General features: G+C 70.1%; 14 protein-coding genes and 2 pseudogenes. 8 read left to right on the forward strand and 8 right to left on the reverse strand.

Features of this window, described 5'->3' with window-relative positions; genetic code table 11:
* Positions 1–16: 16 nt before the first annotated feature.
* On the reverse strand, positions 17–1831 hold the full coding sequence (locus H4N64_RS09690; protein ID WP_186281778.1) for a streptophobe family protein: 1815 nt from the start codon (positions 1829–1831) through the stop codon (positions 17–19).
* Positions 1832–2033: 202 nt separating this feature from the next.
* Here H4N64_RS09690 and H4N64_RS09695 point away from each other — a divergent pair, with 202 nt between their 5' ends.
* A complete protein-coding gene (locus H4N64_RS09695) occupies positions 2034–4574 on the forward strand; it encodes an ABC transporter ATP-binding protein/permease (RefSeq protein ID WP_222108726.1) in 2541 nt (846 codons plus the stop codon).
* 78 nt (positions 4575–4652) lie between these two features.
* Here the strand turns inward: H4N64_RS09695 and H4N64_RS09700 are convergent, their stop codons facing one another.
* The 3 genes and pseudogenes from H4N64_RS09700 to H4N64_RS09710 all read right to left on the reverse strand — a co-directional run bounded on the left by H4N64_RS09700 (position 4653) and on the right by H4N64_RS09710 (position 7528).
* Positions 4653–5414 (reverse strand): transglycosylase SLT domain-containing protein, encoded by a 762-nt coding sequence (locus H4N64_RS09700; RefSeq protein ID WP_186281779.1) that lies wholly within the window; start codon positions 5412–5414, stop codon positions 4653–4655.
* A gap of 298 nt (positions 5415–5712) precedes the next feature.
* A pseudogene (locus tag H4N64_RS09705) lies at positions 5713–6833 on the reverse strand (S-adenosylmethionine:tRNA ribosyltransferase-isomerase).
* Positions 6830–7528, reverse strand: a complete 699-nt coding sequence (locus tag H4N64_RS09710; protein WP_186281780.1) for an SDR family NAD(P)-dependent oxidoreductase — start codon at positions 7526–7528, stop codon at positions 6830–6832. Before H4N64_RS09710 ends, H4N64_RS09705 begins: the two are co-directional and overlap by 4 nt.
* Positions 7529–7746: 218 nt before the next feature.
* On the opposite strand from H4N64_RS09710, the gene H4N64_RS09715 reads away from it, so the two are divergent.
* The 3 genes from H4N64_RS09715 (at position 7747) to chpE (ending at position 9962) form a co-directional block, all read left to right on the forward strand.
* Complete coding sequence (locus H4N64_RS09715; RefSeq protein WP_186281781.1) at positions 7747–8925, forward strand: GAF domain-containing sensor histidine kinase; 1179 nt, start codon at positions 7747–7749, stop codon at positions 8923–8925.
* On the forward strand, positions 8918–9559 hold the full coding sequence (locus tag H4N64_RS09720) for a response regulator (protein WP_186281782.1): 642 nt from the start codon (positions 8918–8920) through the stop codon (positions 9557–9559). The genes H4N64_RS09715 and H4N64_RS09720 overlap by 8 nt, the downstream gene beginning before the upstream one ends.
* 154 nt (positions 9560–9713) lie before the next feature.
* Positions 9714–9962: a chaplin ChpE gene (gene chpE, locus H4N64_RS09725; RefSeq protein WP_186281783.1), complete on the forward strand. Its 249-nt coding sequence runs from the start codon at positions 9714–9716 to the stop codon at positions 9960–9962.
* A gap of 196 nt (positions 9963–10158) precedes the next feature.
* Here chpE and H4N64_RS09730 read toward each other — a convergent pair whose 3' ends face one another.
* Positions 10159–10947: a hypothetical protein gene (locus H4N64_RS09730; RefSeq protein ID WP_186281784.1), complete on the reverse strand. Its 789-nt coding sequence runs from the start codon at positions 10945–10947 to the stop codon at positions 10159–10161.
* Between the two features lie 138 nt (positions 10948–11085).
* Between H4N64_RS09730 and H4N64_RS09735 the strand changes: the two are divergent.
* The 3 genes and pseudogenes from H4N64_RS09735 to H4N64_RS09745 form a co-directional block, all read left to right on the forward strand.
* Positions 11086–11610: pseudogene (locus tag H4N64_RS09735) on the forward strand (ABC transporter ATP-binding protein); the annotation flags it as partial.
* Positions 11611–11931: 321 nt separating this feature from the next.
* The gene (locus H4N64_RS09740; RefSeq protein WP_186281786.1) at positions 11932–12363 is read left to right on the forward strand and encodes an NfeD family protein; all 432 of its coding nucleotides are present in this window, start codon (positions 11932–11934) and stop codon (positions 12361–12363) included.
* A gap of 131 nt (positions 12364–12494) precedes the next feature.
* On the forward strand, positions 12495–13448 hold the full coding sequence (locus tag H4N64_RS09745; RefSeq protein WP_186281787.1) for an SPFH domain-containing protein: 954 nt from the start codon (positions 12495–12497) through the stop codon (positions 13446–13448).
* A 60-nt stretch (positions 13449–13508) separates the two neighbouring features.
* Here the strand turns inward: H4N64_RS09745 and H4N64_RS09750 are convergent, their stop codons facing one another.
* From H4N64_RS09750 to H4N64_RS09760, 3 genes are all read right to left on the reverse strand, one after another.
* Complete coding sequence (locus H4N64_RS09750; protein WP_186281788.1) at positions 13509–14015, reverse strand: HNH endonuclease; 507 nt, start codon at positions 14013–14015, stop codon at positions 13509–13511.
* Positions 14016–14161: 146 nt separating this feature from the next.
* Entirely contained in the window at positions 14162–14701 is a 540-nt protein-coding gene (locus H4N64_RS09755) for a YbhB/YbcL family Raf kinase inhibitor-like protein (RefSeq protein ID WP_186281789.1), read from the reverse strand.
* A 40-nt stretch (positions 14702–14741) separates the two neighbouring features.
* Positions 14742–15524: a sporulation protein gene (locus H4N64_RS09760; protein WP_186281790.1), complete on the reverse strand. Its 783-nt coding sequence runs from the start codon at positions 15522–15524 to the stop codon at positions 14742–14744.
* 138 nt (positions 15525–15662) lie between these two features.
* On the opposite strand from H4N64_RS09760, the gene H4N64_RS09765 reads away from it, so the two are divergent.
* Positions 15663–16313 carry a DNA-3-methyladenine glycosylase gene (locus H4N64_RS09765; RefSeq protein ID WP_186281791.1) on the forward strand — a complete coding sequence of 217 codons (651 nt, stop codon included), beginning with the start codon at positions 15663–15665 and terminating at the stop codon, positions 16311–16313.
* Positions 16314–16556: the final 243 nt, after the last annotated feature.

Consider the following 16556-nt stretch of genomic DNA (forward strand, 5'->3'; position numbering starts at 1 on the left):
GGGAACCCGTCGCCCTTCAGTCGCGCCCGTTGGGCGTCCGCGGCGGTGCGGGCGGTGGCGGGGGTGGAGGCGGGGGCGGTCCCTCGCCCCGCTCCTTCGGGGCCCGGTCCCCGGGCCGCCCTCGGCCGGACCAGCGCGACGACCGCGGTGGCGGGCCCATCGGCCGGGCCACGGTGGGAGCGCCGTAGACGTCGTCGCCGCTGTGGTCCGGATCATCGGACGACGACTCCTGCGGCCGCGCGTCCTCCGGCTCCCGCAGCTCCTCGGGCACCCGGAGATACGGATTGGTGTCGGGATTCGGCGGCCGGTACGGCGTACCGGGCACGTACGGCCCGGACCCGACCGCCTGCCCGGGTGGCCCGACCGCCGACCGGGCAGCCCCCGCACCCCCCACCGCCACGTCACCGAGTGCCAACGGCGCCGCCCGCTGCCCCGCCGCCCCCGTGGCCCGTGCGAGCAGCGCCCCGGCCGCCCCCGCACCCGCCCCCCACAGCGCCCCGAGCAGCAGTGCCATCCCCAGCTGCCCGTGCAGCTCGATGCCCGCCCCGAACGCGTCCACTCCGAACACCGCCAGGGACGCGTCCACGGACACCTCCGTCAGCCACCCCAGCAGCGGCAGCGCCAGCGCGGTCACAATGCCCAGCCGCAGCGCGCACCGCCCGGCGAATCCGAGGGCGCCGGAACCACGTACGCCTACCGAACCGGAAGCCACGTCCGCGCGCTCACCGGGCACGGCACCCACCGGTGTCCGGACCGCCGTGAGCACCCCGGCCAGCAGCATCGCCATCGCCGCCGCGACCCCCAGCAGCCACACCCGTCCATCCAGCTCCGCCAGCCGCCCCAGCGTCACGGCCCGGTCGGAGTCGACCAGGAGATCGTCGACCGGGTCGGGCAGGAACCGCGTCAGCGGGCCCGAGGCCTCGCCGTCCCACGGCACGAACAGGCCGATCGGGATGCCCAGCCACACCCCGTTCGACGCCCCGAGCAGCGCGGCGCCCGCGATCCGCTTCGGGTTGTCGTCGCCGATCAGCGCGTACGCCGCCGCCGCGAACCCCGCGAGGACCGCCATCAGCAGCACCCCGACCAGGGCGGACACGGCGGGCCGCACCACTCGGTGCAGGGCGGCCCAGCCGGCCGGCAGGGGAGTGCGCCGCGAGGCCAGCAGCGCGATCAGCAGGATTCCTGCCGACCAGCACATCCCGCCAAGCAGCGTCGGTGCCGTGTCGACCGTGAAGCCGACCTTCGCCTCGGCGTCGATCAGGTCGCCGATCTGGTCGGGCAGCAGCCCACCGATGTCCCCGACGTCACCGAGCCCGGGAATCTCCACACCGCCCCCGCCCCCGCCGCCGGGCAGATCGTCGAGCCCGAGCGCGCTCCCGTCGAAGGTGATGACGTCGTGCCCGGCCCAGGCGAGACCGCCCAGCATCGCCACGAACAGCGCGACCACCGCGCCCGCGCGCGCGGCGAGTTCGGCCGGTGCGATCACAACTCCCGCCGCGCGCAACGACCGTAGGAAGAACCACGACAGCAGCAGCGCGCCGACCAGGCTCACGCCCAGTGGCGTGATCTCGATGGCGGTGGTCGCCTCCGCGCCCGTCAGACCGAACGCGGACACATCGCCCGACGGTGTCACCGAACCACCAGCCCCGAGCGCCACAGCCGCCGCGGTCATCGGGCCCAAAGAGCCCGCCGCGTCCGCCTCCAGCAGATGCAGGCCCAGTGCGGCCGTGCCCGCCATGCCGATCAGCGCCCAGCTCACCGCGGCGATCGCGGACAGCAGGACGTCCACCCATGGCACCTTCGCGCTCTCGACGTTCCTGGACGCGCTCATGGCAGACCCCCCGATCCGCGGTGCGGCGAGCTCGCCGCGCATGTCCCCCTCGCGTGGATTACCACTCTCCGGGCCGGTTTCAACCCCGTCAACGGAACCAGTCGATGTGTGTGCGCGTGGTCTTCACAAGGCCCGACTTTCGGTCAGGGGGCCGAGCCTGAAATAGTTCCCGACGATGTTCGACATCCCTAGACTCCCTGTGATGGGGCGTTACTCGGGGGACTACTCAGTGGGGCATGGAGTGCCGGAACTCGTACTGGAATTGAACGGACAAACCTGGACGCTCGATCCGTCCAGGACATACACCCTCGGCCGCGATCCGCAGGGTGACATCGTGCTGGACGACGCCAGGGTCTCCTGGCGGCACGCCACGATCAGCTGGAGCGGCCGCAGTTGGGCCATCGAGGACCACGGCTCCACCAACGGCACGTTCGTGCAGGGCCAGCGGATCCACCAGATGGAGATCGGCCCCGGCTCGTCGGTGCACCTGGGCAACGCGACCGACGGACCGCGCCTGAACCTGACCGCCGCCGCCGTCGCGCAGCCCCAGCAACAGCCGTACGCCGCCCAGGGCGCGAACCCCGGCTGGGCCCAGCAGGCGCCGCAGCAGCAGGCCCCGGGTGCCGGCTGGCAGCAGCCCCAGCAGGCCGCGCCCAATATCCCCCAGCAGCAGGGCCCCGGCGTCGGCGCGGGGGCGCCGCCGGTCTACGGCGACCGCAGCCCGACCACGTTCCACCAGTTCGCCATCGGCCGCGTGATGCGCATCGGCCGTGCCCTGGAGAACGAGCTGGTCGTCTCCGACCTCCAGGTCTCCCGGCACCACGCCGAGTTCCACTCGACGCCCGACGGCCGTATGGAGATCCGCGACCTGGGGTCGCACAACGGCACATACGTCAACGGCCAGCCGATCCCCAAGGGCGGTTCGCAACTCCTCGGCCCCGCCGACATCGTCGGCGTCGGCCACTCCACGTTCCGGATCGTCGGCGACCGTCTTGAGGAGTTCGTCGACACCGGTGAGGTCTCCTTCTCGGCCCGCCATCTGACCGTCACGGTCGACGGCGGCAAGCAGATCCTCAAGGACGTCTCGTTCGGCGTCCCCGAGAAGTCGCTCGTCGCGGTCATCGGCCCGTCCGGCTCCGGCAAGTCGACCCTGCTCAAGGCGCTCACCGGCTACCGCCCCGCCAACCAGGGCGATGTCCTCTACGACAACCGGAACCTCTACAAGCAGTTCGCCGAGTTGCGCCAGCGCATCGGTCTGGTCCCGCAGGACGACATCCTGCACAAGGAGCTGACCGTCAAGAAGGCCCTCAAGTACGCGGCCAAGCTGCGCTTCCCCGCCGACACCACGGCGCAGGAGCGCGAGGCCCGCATCGACGAGGTGCTGCGCGAGCTGAAGCTGGACATCCACAAGGAGAAGAAGGTCACCTCCCTCTCCGGCGGCCAGCGCAAGCGTGTCTCGGTGGCCCTGGAGCTGCTCACCAAGCCGTCGCTGATCTTCCTGGACGAGCCGACCTCGGGCCTCGACCCGGGCATGGACCGCGATGTCATGCAGCTGCTGCGCGGCCTCGCCGACGACGGCCGTACGGTCCTCGTCGTCACCCACTCCGTGGCCGAGCTGGCATTGTGCGACAAGCTCCTGGTGATGGCGCCGGGCGGCGCGGTCGCCTACTTCGGCCCGCCCGAGGAGGCACTGAACTTCTTCGGCTACGACACCTGGGCCGATGTCTTCTCCGCCTTCGAGAACTACCGCGACTACGACTGGGCCGGGCGCTGGAAGGGCTCGCAGCACTACCAGATGTACGCCGCCGACATCGACGCGATCGCTCCGCAGTCCGTACAGATGCCGCCGATGCAGGCGATGAAGCCGCCCAAGCCGCAGGGCTGGGGTTCGCAGCTGCTGACCCTGGTCCGCCGCTATGTGTCGGTGATCGCCTCCGACAAGGGCTTCCTGGCGCTGACGGTGATCCTGCCGGCCGTGCTCGGCGCGGTCAGCCTGCTGATCGACCCGGACAAGGACCTGCTGGTCAGGCCGATCAACCAGCAGACCGGGCTGCCCGTCCCGAACGGCACGGCCACCACGGTCCTGCTGATCCTCGCGGTCGGGGCGTGCTTCGCGGGCGCCGCCAACTCCGTCCGTGAGCTGATCAAGGAACGGGTGATCTACGAGCGGGAGCGGGCCACCGGTCTGTCGCGCTCGGCGTACCTGATGTCCAAGGTGATCGTGCTCGGCACCATCACCGTGCTCCAGGGCCTGATGGTCGGCGCCATCGGCTTCTCCAGCCGGACCATCCCCGACGAGGCCCTGATCCTCGGCGAGGGCAAGACTGCCGTGCTGCTGGAACTCTCCATCCCGATCATGGGCCTGGGCTTCACGTCGATGATGTTCGGCCTGGTCATCTCCTCGCTGGTGAAGACCGCCGAGAAGACCATGCCGCTGCTGGTGATGTTCGCGATCGTCCAGGTCGTCTTCACCGGCTGTCTGTTCGCCCTGCACGGCAGCCCCGGCGTCAACGAGTTCTCGTACCTGATGCCGTCCCGCTGGGCGGTCGCCGCCGCGGGTGCCACGCTCGACTTCAACAACATCAGCCCGCCCAAGGAGAAGGGCGACACCGACCCGCTGTGGGACCACACGGTCGGCGCCTACGGCCTCGACATGATCGCCCTGATCGTGCTCGGCGTGATCTGCGGCTTCCTCGTGGCCCGCTTCCTGCGCCGCCACGAGCCCGAGGTCATGCGCAAGTAGCTCCCGTACGACCCCGAAGGGCGGCACCCGTCAGGAGGTGCCGCCCTTCGGCGTTCCGTACCGAGGTCCGCGCCGACCTCAGTACGCGCTGTTGACGTTGTCGATCGAGCCGTACCGGTCGGCCGCGTAGTTGGCGGCGGCGGTCAGGTTGGCGACCGGGTCGTACTGGCTCCAGGCGGTGCCCGGGACGTGGTACGCGTCGAAGGTCGGCTTGATGACCTGGAGCAGACCGATCGACGGAACACCGTTCTGGGCGTTGATGTCCCAGTTGTTGATCGCGTTCGGGTTGCCCGAGGACTCCCGCATGATGTTGCGGTACAGACCGTTGTAGGTGCCCGGGATGTTGTGCTTGTCCATGATGTCCAGCGCCTCCTTGATCCAGCCGTCAAGGTTGTTGGCGTAGGTCTTCTTCGCGGCCACCGGCTTGACCTGGGCGCGGGCGGCGGAGCGGCTCGCGGCCTCCTTGGCCTTGCGGGCCTGCTCGGCCTTCTTCTTGGCGGCGGCCTCGGCGGCGGCCTTCTTCTGGGCCTCCGCCTTCTTCTTCGCGGCGGCGTCGGCGGCGGCCTTGGCGGCGGCCTTCTTCTTGGCCGCGATGGCCTCGGCCTTGACGGTGGCGTTCGCGAGCTGGTCGGTGACGCTGGCCTTGACGTCCTTGATCTGCTCGGAGCTGTAGGCCACCTGGGCGGCGGCGGGCTTGGCGGTGGTCGTGGTCTGCGCATTGCCCGGAACCGCGGAGAAGGCGAGGGCGGCGGCGCCGAGCGTGGCGACACCGGCGACGGCGATCTTGTGCTGCCTGGTCAGCGCACGACGACGACCAGAGGAGAGGAAGTTCTTGGGCATGGCAGGTGGACCTCTTCGAATAGCGCGGAGGTCGCTCGCTGTCCGGTGGGGACACGGGTGCTTCCGGCACAAACGCCGCGGGCGGAACCCGCGGCGCTGAGCGACGGCAGCCATTGTTAGCGGCCGCAAAATGGCCAGGCAAAGGTGTGACGTACGATCCCCGGTAGTGGATCAGGGAAGGGCAAATCGGGACAGACAGGAACGTCTTTCCCGCTCACCCGGGGACCCTTTATCTCCTATGTCCCTTCGTACGTGATCTGCGTCCTATGCCGGGCCTCACATCGACCGGATCGCAGCCTCACCGGCAGTTGCTGAAGCAATGCTCTGTGTGAGGGTTCTCCGCCGGAAGGAGGAGATGCACGTCCCCGAACTCGTGCCACAGATAGCGCCCGCGCAGTGCCTCCTCGTACCCACGGTCGATCGCCGCCCGCCCCGCGACAGCCTCCAGCATCAGAAGATGCGAGGCCTCCGGCTCGTGCAGCCCGGTCAGCAGCCCGTCCACCGTCCGCACCCCGCGCTCCGGGGTGACCACGAGATCCGTCCACCCCGCACGCGCGCGTACGACCCCGTCCGCGCCGGCCGCCGACTCGACGGCCCGCACGGCCGTGGTCCCCACGGCGATCACCCGCCCGTCCCCGGTCCGCACCGCGTTGATCAGCCGCGCCGAGGCCTCCGGCACCGCGAACCGCTCCGGATACGGCGGCTCGTGCGCCTCCGCCGAGGCCACCCCGGTGTGCAGCGTGACGGGCGCGAACTGCACACCCCGGCTCACCAGCTCCGCCACCATCCGCGCCGTGAAGGGCCGCGCGGCACTCGGCATCTCCGCACTGCCCGTCCCGTCCGCCGACTCCAGCGCGAACACCGTCTGATAGGCGGACAACGGCTGATCGCGGTCCGTATAGGAGTAACGAATCGGCGCCCGTACTCCCGCAGCATCCCCAGCACCCCGGGACCGGACGCACGAGCCCACCACAGCCGCTCACCGGCCGCGCTCAGCGGTTCCTCGAACCTCAGCCGCACCCCGCCCGGCAGCTGCACCCGCGCCCCGGCCGGCCCGCCCGCACGCGCACGCGTGGTGCCCTTCCCGTCCGGATCCCGCAGCTCGACCGCCCACCGGCCGTCGTCCCCGCGCGTGGAGAAGTGCACCACCACACGCGCGTGCCCCATCTCCCCGTCCACCGCTGCGGCCAGCGTCGGCGAGGTGTTCACCACCAGCAGATCCCCGGCCCGCAGCAGCCCCGGCAGCTCCCGGAACGCGTGATGGGCCACCTCCGTCCCTCGCGACACCAGTAGCCGTACGGAGTCCCGCCCGAGCCCGGGCCCACGCCGCTCGGCCGGCACCCGCGCCGACAACTCCTCCGGCACCTTCCCCCACGCTCGAATGGGCTCGCGCGGGGGGACCCCCATCGTCAGCGTCATCGCCGCCCCTCCAGCAGCGCAGGCGCCCTGTACCGCCCGCTCGCCGGCCGCTCGTCCAGCAACCACAGAAACGCCGGCACCACACTCCCCGGCTCAGGCCGCGGATCGTCGTCATCCGGTACGGCCGCCGCGTACAGGTCGGTGGCCATGTCCCCGGGGTCCACCGCCCAGACCCGCAGCCCCGGCTCCTCCGCGCCGAGCACCGCCGCCAAGTGGTCCAGGGCCGCCTTCGACGCCCCGTAGCCGCCCCACGTCTCGTACGCCTCGGCCGCCGCGTCCGAGCTGACCGTGACGACCGTGCCGGCCCCGGACGCCCGCAGCAGCGGCAGCGCCTCCTGGACCAGGCCGAGCGCGGCGACCGTGTTCACCTCAAGCGCCCGCCGCAGCCCCTCCAGGGGCAGCTCCTCAAGCCGTACGAGCGGCTCGGCGCCCAGCGCGCTCGCATTGTGCACCAGCAGATCGACGCCGCCCAGCTTCCAGGCCGCCGCCACCAGCGCGGCCCGGTGCCCGGCGTCCGTGACATCGCCGGGCAGCGCCTCCACGCGCGTGCCGTGCACGGAGACGGCCGCCGCCGACTCCCTCAGCACCTCCTGGGAGCGTGCGTCGAGCACCAGATCCCAGCCCCGCGCGGCCAGCGCCTCGGCCAGCGCCCGCCCCAGCCCCTTCGAGGCCCCCGTGATGATCGCTACCGGCATGACACGTCCCCTCGTCACCAGATGTGATGTGCCTTCAACCTAGGAACGGCCCCACCCCGCCCGCCTCGGCCGCGAGCCGCATCGCACCGGGTCCCTTCGGCCGGGTCCTTCGGACGGGGGCCCTGCGCCGGGGGACCTCAGCCCTAGGCCCACGGGCCCAGGCGGTGGCGGTCACAGGTCCGATCCGGGCTGTCACACCCCGCCGGTACCGTGAGGGCATGAATCAAGGTCCAGGGTCCGGTCTGGCGGCGGTGAGCTCCGCGCTGCTGGCCATGAGCAGGCATCTGGAGGTGCGCGACGTCCTCAAGACGATCGTCGCCTCGGCCCGCGAGCTGCTCGACGCGCAGTACGCCGCCCTCGGCGTCCCGGACGACCACGGCGGCTTCGCCCAGTTCGTGGTCGACGGCGTCAGCGACGAGCAGTGGAAGGCCATCGGCCCGCTCCCGCGCCAGCACGGCATCCTGGCCTCGATGCTGCACGAGGCCAAGCCCGAGCGCCTTGCCGACGTCCGCAAGGACCCCCGCTTCGAGGGCTGGCCGTCCGCCCACCCGGACATGTCCGACTTCCTGGGCCTGCCGATCCGCGACGGCGACGAGATCATCGGCGCGCTGTTCCTGGCGAACAAGCTGCGTTCTGTGGGGGGACACCCCCCACACCCCCCGAGCACGAAACCAGAGGGCGCCTGCGGCTTCACCGAGGAGGACGAGGAACTCCTCGCGATCCTGGCCCAGCACGCGGCCATCGCGCTCACCAACGCCCGCCTCTACGAGCGCAGCCGCGAACTGACGATCGCCGAGGAGCGCTCCCGCCTCGCCCATGAACTGCACGACGCGGTCAGCCAGAAACTGTTCTCCCTGCGCCTGACCGCGCAGGCCGCAGCCGCCCTCGTCGACCGCGACCCGTCCCGCGCCAAGGGCGAGCTCCAACAGGTGGCCGCGCTCGCCGCGGAGGCCGCGGACGAACTGCGCGCCGCCGTCGTCGAGCTGCGCCCCGCCGCCCTCGACGAGGACGGCCTGGTCGCCACCCTGCGCACCCACGCCCAGGTCCTCGACCGCGCCCACAGCGCGCGCGTGACCTTCGAAGGGCGCGGAGTGCGGGCACTGCCCGCGGCCCACGAGGAGGCCCTGCTGCGGGTCGCCCAGGAGGCCCTGCACAACGCCCTGCGCCACTCCGGCGCGGACGCCGTCGAGGTGACCCTCCACCGCTGCGGCACCGGAGCCGTGCTGCGGGTCATGGACAACGGCAGCGGCTTCGACCCGCAGACCGTACGCCGTGCGGGCCGCCATCTCGGTCTGGTCTCCATGCGGGACCGGGCGAGCGGGGTCGGCGGCACACTGACCGTGGAATCGGCGCCCGGCAAGGGCACCACGATCGAGATGGAGGTCCCCGGTGGCTGACCCAATCAAGGTGCTGCTCGTCGACGACCACCAGGTCGTCCGCCGGGGCCTGCGCACGTTCCTCGAAGTACAGGACGACATCGAGGTCGTGGGCGAGGCGGCCGACGGGGCCGAGGGAGTCGCCCGCGCCGAGGAACTGCGGCCCGATGTCGTCCTCATGGACGTCAAGATGCCGGGCATGGACGGTGTCGACGCCCTGCGCAAGCTCCGCGAGCTGGACAACCCCGCGCGCGTGCTCATCGTCACCAGCTTCACCGAACAGCGCACGGTGATCCCGGCCCTGCGCGCCGGAGCCGCCGGTTACGTCTACAAGGACGTCGACCCGGACGCCCTGGCCGGCGCCATCCGCTCCGTCCACGCCGGGCACATCCTGCTCCAGCCCGAGGTGGCCGGCGCCCTGCTGTCCCAGGAGGAGTCGGGCCCGGGCCAGGGCAGAGCGGGTTCGCTGACCGAGCGGGAGCGCGAGGTGCTCGGCCTGATAGCGGACGGCCGCTCCAACCGGGAGATCGCCCGCGCGCTGGTCCTCTCCGAGAAGACGGTGAAGACCCATGTGTCGAACATCCTGATGAAGCTCGATCTGGCGGACCGGACGCAGGCGGCGCTGTGGGCGGTACGGCACGGTGTGACCGGATAGGGGCGGCCCGCTCGGCAATTCGGAGGGTTCCGCTCCGGACTGAGATTCATACCGTCGTGGGAATGTCTCACGCATGGCGCATCCTTCATGGATCTCCACCGTTCTCCATGCGTGCTGCGGCGACTGCCGTGGCAATCGCTAGGAGGGGTCAGAAGTGAAGAACCTGAAGAAGGCAGCGGCCGTGACGATGGTGGCCGGCGGTCTGATCGCCGCCGGGGCCGGGATGGCCTCCGCCACCTCCGGCGGCGCGTATGCCGACGGCAACGCCGTGGGCTCCCCGGGCGTCGGCTCGGGCAACGTCGTCCAGGCCCCGGTACACATCCCGGTCAACGCCGTCGGCAACAGCGTCAACGTCATCGGCGTCCTGAACCCGGCCTTCGGCAACCTGGGCGTCAACCACTGACCTGCGCACCGTCAGGCAACCAGCGACCTCCGGCCTCCCGGCTTCCCGGGAGGCCGGTCAGTTGTCTGGTCGCAGCTGCGGGCAGTCATGCCGCTTGGGCCGCGCCCGCTGCCAAGGAGGCGGCGCCCCGCCGAGTGGGGGTGAGCGAAGCCCACCCCCACGTCAGCCCCAGCCGACGGTCACCGGCAGCCCACGCTCACCGAGCCCCCCGCTCCCGCTCCTCCACATACGCGTTGTACGCAGCCACCTGCGCCCGCCGAGCCGTCCGCTCCACCGGCCGCAGCGCAGCGGCCCGCGCCGCCATCTCCCCGGACGTCACCGCAGCGCCATGCCCGTTCTCGGAGGCCAGCGACACCAGCATCCCCACCCGCTGCGCCAGCTCCAGCACCCGCACCGCCCGAGGCGGATACCCCGGCGCCAACACCTCCCGCCCCCGCTCGGCCCGAGCCCGATACGCCTCGATCGCCGCCTCGGCCACCGGCCCCGACCCGGCGACATCCAAGCGCGACAACACCTCGGTCGCCTCCCGCAGAGCCTCGGCAAGTTCCCGCTCCGCCTCACCGAGCGACGGCACATCCGCGGGCGGCGCCTCCCGCACAGGCAGCACATGCCAGACCACCTCGACATGCACATCACCGTCCGGCCCGGCCGCGTACACCTCCGGCACGAGCCCGAACGCGACCCCGTGACAGATCACGGCCTCCTCGGCCTCCAACGCCCGCGCATTGAACTCCGGCGGCCCGCTCAACCCCAGCGGATGCCCCGGCGCAGGCAACGCGACCCGCAACCCGCCCACCCCGAGCGCCCGCAACCGCCCGAGCGCCAAGGTGAGCCCGACCGGCCCGGACTCACCCGGCAGTCCTTCCACCCGGTGCACGGCATCGTCCCCGACGATCGCGAGCACAGAGTCATCCGGCGACACTAGTCCGGCCAAAAGGGCATTTCCCCAAGCGGCAAGGCGTCCTGAACGCGGTTCCGAGAGCATGCCTCCACCCTAAGGACCGGACCGATGGAATGAAGCGCCCGACCGGTGGCGTAGATTTCGTTGAGGGGTGCGCCCATAAGCGCACGCGACCACCGAGACGCCGAGACCGGTCACACTGCAAGGGGAGACAACGCGCTCATGAGCGATGTTCTGGAGCTTCAGGACGTATCCGTGGTCCGTGAGGGCCGGGCTCTGGTGGACCAGGTCTCCTGGTCGGTCAAGGAGGGCGAGCGCTGGGTGATCCTCGGCCCCAACGGCGCCGGCAAGACCACCCTCCTCAATGTCGCGTCCAGCTACCTCTTCCCGAGCAAGGGCACCGCCACCATCCTCGGCGACACCCTCGGCAAGGTCGACGTCTTCGACCTGCGCCCCCGCATCGGCGTGGCCGGCATCGCCATGGCCGACAAGCTCCCCAAGCGCCAGACCGTCCTGGAGACCGTGCTCACCGCCGCGTACGGCATGACCGCGACCTGGCACGAGGACTACGACGAGGTCGACGAGCAGCGCGCCCGCGCCTTCCTCGACCGCCTCGGCATGAGCGAGTACCTCGACCGGAAGTTCGGCACCCTCTCCGAGGGCGAGCGCAAGCGCACCCTCATCGCCCGCGCCCTGATGACCGACCCCGAGCTGCTTCTCCTCGACGAGCCCGCCGCCGGCCTCGACCTCGGCGGCCGCGAGGACCTCGTACGCCGCCTCGGCCGCCTCGCCCGCGACCCCATCGCCCCCTCGATGATCATGGTCACCCACCATGTCGAGGAGATCGCCCCCGGCTTCACCCACGTCCTGATGATCCGTCAGGGGAAGGTCCTCGCAGCCGGCCCGCTGGAGCTCGAACTCACCTCCCGCAACCTCTCCATGTGCTTCGGCCTCCCGCTCGTCGTCGAGCAGAACGGCGAGCGCTGGACCGCCCAGGGCCTGCCGCTGTCCTGATCCACCTGAAGTGCGCCCTGTCCGCGGCGGGTTGTGCGGTCCTACCATGACCATGTGAACGACATCGACGCATGGGTGTGGTGGCTCATCGGCGCGGCCGCGCTCGGAATCCCGCTCGTGATGACCGCGATGCCCGAACTCGGCATGCTCGCCGTCGGCGCTGTGGCCGCCGCGGGCGTGGCCGGACTCGGTGGCGGAGTGGTCGCCCAGGTCCTCGTGTTCGCCGCCGTCTCGGTCGCCCTGACCCTCGCCGTACGCCCCCTCGCCGCCCGGCACCGGGCTCAACGGCCCCAACTCGTCTCCGGGGTCGAGGCGTTGAAGGGCAAGCAGGCGGTCGTACTGGAACGGGTGGACGCCTCAGGCGGCCGGATCAAGCTCGCCGGGGAGATCTGGTCGGCCCGCTCCCTCGACAGCGGCCAGGCCTACGAAGTGGGCCAGGAAGTCGACGTGGTGGACATCGAGGGCGCCACGGCGATCGTCATGTGACCTCGCACGACGTAACTGGGGGAACACCCCACGACGCACACGACGGTCTGTCAGACTCGACCGGCAAGATCTTCAACAAGCATAAGATCTGCCGAAGTTGCCGCAGCGGAGAAGGGATACGGGGAACGACGATGGAACCGGTCATCATCGTCCTGATCATTCTGGTGGTGTTGGTCTTCATCGCCCTGATCAAGACGATCCAGGTCATCCCGCAGGCGAGCGCGGCCATCGTCGAGCGCTTCGGCCGCTACACGCGGACTCTCAACGCGGGCCTCAACATCGTGGTCCCGTTCATTGACACCATCCGCAACCGCATCGACCTGCGCGAACAGGTCGTACCCTTCCCACCCCAGCCGGTGATCACCCAGGACAACCTGGTCGTGAACATCGACACCGTCATCTACTACCAGGTGACGGACGCCCGAGCCGCCACCTATGAAGTCGCCAGCTACATCCAGGCGATCGAGCAGCTGACGGTCACCACGCTGCGCAACATCATCGGCGGCATGGACCTGGAGCGGACCCTGACCTCCCGCGAGGAGATCAACGCGGCCCTGCGCGGCGTCCTCGACGAGGCAACCGGCAAGTGGGGCATCCGCGTCAACCGCGTGGAACTGAAGGCGATCGAACCACCCACCTCCATCCAGGACTCGATGGAGAAGCAGATGCGCGCCGACCGAGACAAGCGCGCCGCGATCCTCACCGCCGAAGGTACGCGCCAGGCAGCGATCCTCACCGCCGAGGGCGAGAAGCAGTCCCAGATCCTGCGCGCCGAGGGTGAGGCCAAGGCGGCGGCCCTGCGCGCGGAGGGCGAGGCCCAGGCGGTCCGTACGGTCTTCGAGGCGATCCACGCCGGCGACCCGGACCAGAAGCTCCTCAGCTACCAGTACCTCCAGATGCTCCCCAAGATCGCCGAGGGCGACGCCAACAAGCTCTGGATCGTCCCCAGCGAAATCGGCGACGCTCTCAAGGGCCTCTCCGGAGCCATGGGCAACTTCGGCCCCCTGGGCGGCGGTTCGGGCGGCGGCAACACAGGCAACAGCGGCACGGGTACGGAACGCCGAGAGAAGCCGTCGATCGACTAGATACGACAACAGGGCCCGCCTTCTTGAGAAGGCGGGCCCCGACGTACCTTCGGCAGACGCCTACGCGGCGTCCCGGGCCAACCAGTCAGGCAGCGCCGAGAAGTCCTCCGCCCCCAAAGACAACAGCATCGCATCCGCAGGCGTGGGCTCGAACGGCTCCCGAAGCAATGGCATCCCCGCCTCCTCCGGAGTCCGGTTCGCCTTGCGGTGGTTGTCCTCCGCGCACGAGGCCACCGTGTTCAGCCAGGTGTCCTGACCACCCTGCGACCGCGGCACCACATGGTCCACGGTCGTCGCCCGACGACCGCAGTACGCGCACCTGTGCCGGTCCCTGACCAGCACACCCCGCCTCGACCACGGCGCTCGTCTTCGGAACGGCACCCGCACGTACCTGCACAACCGGATCACCCGAGGCGCCGGTATGTCGACCGCGGCTCCGCGCATACGCAGTTCGGGGTGGGACTGCTCAACGACGGCCTTGTCCTGAAGCACCAGAACGACGGCTCGGTTCAACGTCACCGTCGACAGCGGCTCGAAGCTCGCGTTCAGTACCAGCGTGTCCCGCATGACCAGCCCACCTCCTATGTGCAGCGGCCCACCCCCTGGCGGGCTGGGATCAACTCTGGCCGGGCACGCCGAGATGGACAACGAAATAAAAAATGCCCGCCCCTGATCACTTCCAAGACCAGGGACGGGCAAACGTTCAATGAACGTCAGGCTTCGGCGGGCACCTCGTACTCACCGATGAGCTGAGCGCGCGCCAGCGCGTGGAACCGCAGATTGAAACCGACGACGGCCGGCGACGCGTCCGCGTCCGGACCGAGCTTCTCCTGGTCCACGGCGTACACCGTGAACACATACCGGTGCGGCCCGTCCCCGGCGGGCGGCGCCGCACCGCCGAAGTCCTTCGACCCGTAGTCGTTACGCGCCTGTACGGCACCCTCGGGCAGCCCCTCGAACGTGCCGCTGCCCGCACCCGCGGGCAGCTCGGTCACCGAGGCAGGGATGTCGAACACGACCCAGTGCCAGAACCCGCTGCCCGTAGGGGCGTCCGGGTCGTAGCAGGTCACGGCGAAACTCCTGGTCTCGGGCGGGAAGCCCTCCCATCGCAGCTGCGGCGAGGTGTTGCCGGCCGCGTAGACCTGAGCGTCCTTGAGGGTCGCGCCCTCCGAGACGTCCTCGCTCGTGACCGTGAACGACGGCACGGGCGGATGGAAGTCATGGGGGAGCGGCCGCCTCTTGAGCTCGGTCACCTCGGTACCTCCTGATCGGAACGGTCAGTGGATTCCGAGCCTAGAACCAGTTGCGCTTGCTGCCGACCTCGGACAGCCACTGGTTGAGGTACGCCGCCCAGTCGGTCCCCTGGAAGTCGTTCAGACCCACCTGGAAGGACCGGAAGGTGTCGCTGCCCTCGCTGAACAGACCCGGCTTCTTGTCCATCTCCAGGACGACGTCCATCGCGTTCTGGTCCGCGACGAAGCTCAGCTCGACCTGGTTGATGCCCCGGTACTGCTGCGGCGGGAAGAACTCGATCTCCTGGTAGAACGGCAGCTTCTGGCGCGTGCCGCGGATGTGCCCACGCTCCATGTCCGCGTTCTTGAAGCGGAAGCCCAGCTGGATGAACGCGTCCAGGATCGCCTTCTGAGCCGGCAGCGGGTGCACGTTGATCGGGTCCAGGTCACCGGAGTCCACCGCACGCGCGATCTCCAGCTCGGTGGTCACACCGATGTGCATCCCGCGCAGCGTCTGCCCGTCGATCGTGGTGATCGGCGTCTCCCACGGGATCTCAAGACCGAACGGCACCGCGTGCACGGTCTCGGCCTGGAGCTCGAAGGCACCACCGAGCCGCACCTTGGTGAACTCGACGTCCTGCTTGTACTCCTCCTCGCCGCTCTCGACCTCGACCTTCGCCTGCAGCCCGACCGAGAGCCCCTCGATCTGCTGGTTGACCGAACCACCCTGGATCCGCACCTCGCCCTGGACGACGCCGCCCGGCACGACGTTGACCTCGGTCAGCACCGTCTCGACCGAAGCCCCACCGGCCCCCAGACTCGCGAGCAGCTTCTTGAACCCCATGACTCTCCCTCTACGACTGCATCCTTGATCCCTACAAACGCGATACGGCAGTGGCCGGTTCCGCGCCCTCACCCTTGCAAGCGGACGGGCCCCTGACCACCCCGTGACCGCCACCCGTCTGCACTACCCTCGGACGGCATGATCGCGACCCCCGACCGTACGCCGCTCCCCAGGAACTTCTTCGACCGCCCCGTCCTCGAAGTAGCTCCCGACCTCCTGGGCCGCATCCTCGTACGCTCCACCCCGGACGGTCCGATCTCCCTGCGCCTCACAGAGGTGGAGGCCTATGACGGCCCTGGCGACCCCGGCTCCCACGCCTATCGCGGCCGTACGGCCCGCAACGGCGTGATGTTCGGTCCGCCCGGCCATGTGTACGTCTACTTCACCTACGGCATGTGGCACTGCATGAACCTGGTGTGCGGCCCCGACGGCACGGCGAGCGCGGTTCTGCTGCGCGCCGGCGAGATCGTCGAGGGCGCGGAACTCGCCCGCAAACGTCGACTCTCGGCCCGAAGTGACAAGGAACTGGCCAAAGGCCCGGCCCGCCTCGCCACCGCCCTGGGTGTCGACCGAGCCCTTGACGGTACGGACGCCTGCGCCACCGGCGAGACCCCGCTGAGGATCCTCAAGGGCACCCCGATCCCCTCTGACCAGGTGCGGAACGGTCCACGCACCGGTGTGTCCGGAGATGGGGGCAATGGAGACATCCATCCCTGGCGCTACTGGATCGCCAACGACCCCACGGTGAGCCCCTATCGGGCCCATGTTCCAAGGCGCCGCCGAAGTTGACTCCCCCAGGGGAGGCGCGTAACGTAGCCCGAGCCGCTGAACCGGGTACGGCAATCGCCAGCAGCCGGAGCGGTCAAACCACTATCTACGACTTCCCTCAGCGGGGACGAATTCGGCGTGCCTGCATGCCTGAATTCGGAAGCGCAGAGACTCGATTATGAGTCTGCCGGGGAATCGGCTAACGTAGTGAATGTCGAAAGGCCGCGAGGCCGAAAGACAAATCCCGCCGACCGGGAATCGGAG

It is taken from the genome of Streptomyces cupreus, from assembly GCF_014257025.1.
Taxonomy (GTDB): domain Bacteria; phylum Actinomycetota; class Actinomycetes; order Streptomycetales; family Streptomycetaceae; genus Streptomyces; species Streptomyces cupreus.

What these genes read in the sequence shown, in the direction of transcription:
- H4N64_RS09690 (WP_186281778.1), bottom strand. Translation starts at nt 1,831, where the DNA reads ATGAGCGCGTCCAGGAACGTCGAGAGCGCGAAGGTGCCATGGGTGGAC.
- H4N64_RS09695 (WP_222108726.1), top strand. Translation starts at nt 2,034, where the DNA reads ATGGGGCGTTACTCGGGGGACTACTCAGTGGGGCATGGAGTGCCGGAA.
- H4N64_RS09700 (WP_186281779.1), bottom strand. Translation starts at nt 5,414, where the DNA reads ATGCCCAAGAACTTCCTCTCCTCTGGTCGTCGTCGTGCGCTGACCAGG.
- H4N64_RS09710 (WP_186281780.1), bottom strand. Translation starts at nt 7,528, where the DNA reads ATGCCGGTAGCGATCATCACGGGGGCCTCGAAGGGGCTGGGGCGGGCG.
- H4N64_RS09715 (WP_186281781.1), top strand. Translation starts at nt 7,747, where the DNA reads ATGAATCAAGGTCCAGGGTCCGGTCTGGCGGCGGTGAGCTCCGCGCTG.
- H4N64_RS09730 (WP_186281784.1), bottom strand. Translation starts at nt 10,947, where the DNA reads ATGCTCTCGGAACCGCGTTCAGGACGCCTTGCCGCTTGGGGAAATGCC.
- H4N64_RS09745 (WP_186281787.1), top strand. Translation starts at nt 12,495, where the DNA reads ATGGAACCGGTCATCATCGTCCTGATCATTCTGGTGGTGTTGGTCTTC.
- H4N64_RS09750 (WP_186281788.1), bottom strand. Translation starts at nt 14,015, where the DNA reads ATGCGGGACACGCTGGTACTGAACGCGAGCTTCGAGCCGCTGTCGACG.
- H4N64_RS09760 (WP_186281790.1), bottom strand. Translation starts at nt 15,524, where the DNA reads ATGGGGTTCAAGAAGCTGCTCGCGAGTCTGGGGGCCGGTGGGGCTTCG.
- H4N64_RS09765 (WP_186281791.1), top strand. Translation starts at nt 15,663, where the DNA reads ATGATCGCGACCCCCGACCGTACGCCGCTCCCCAGGAACTTCTTCGAC.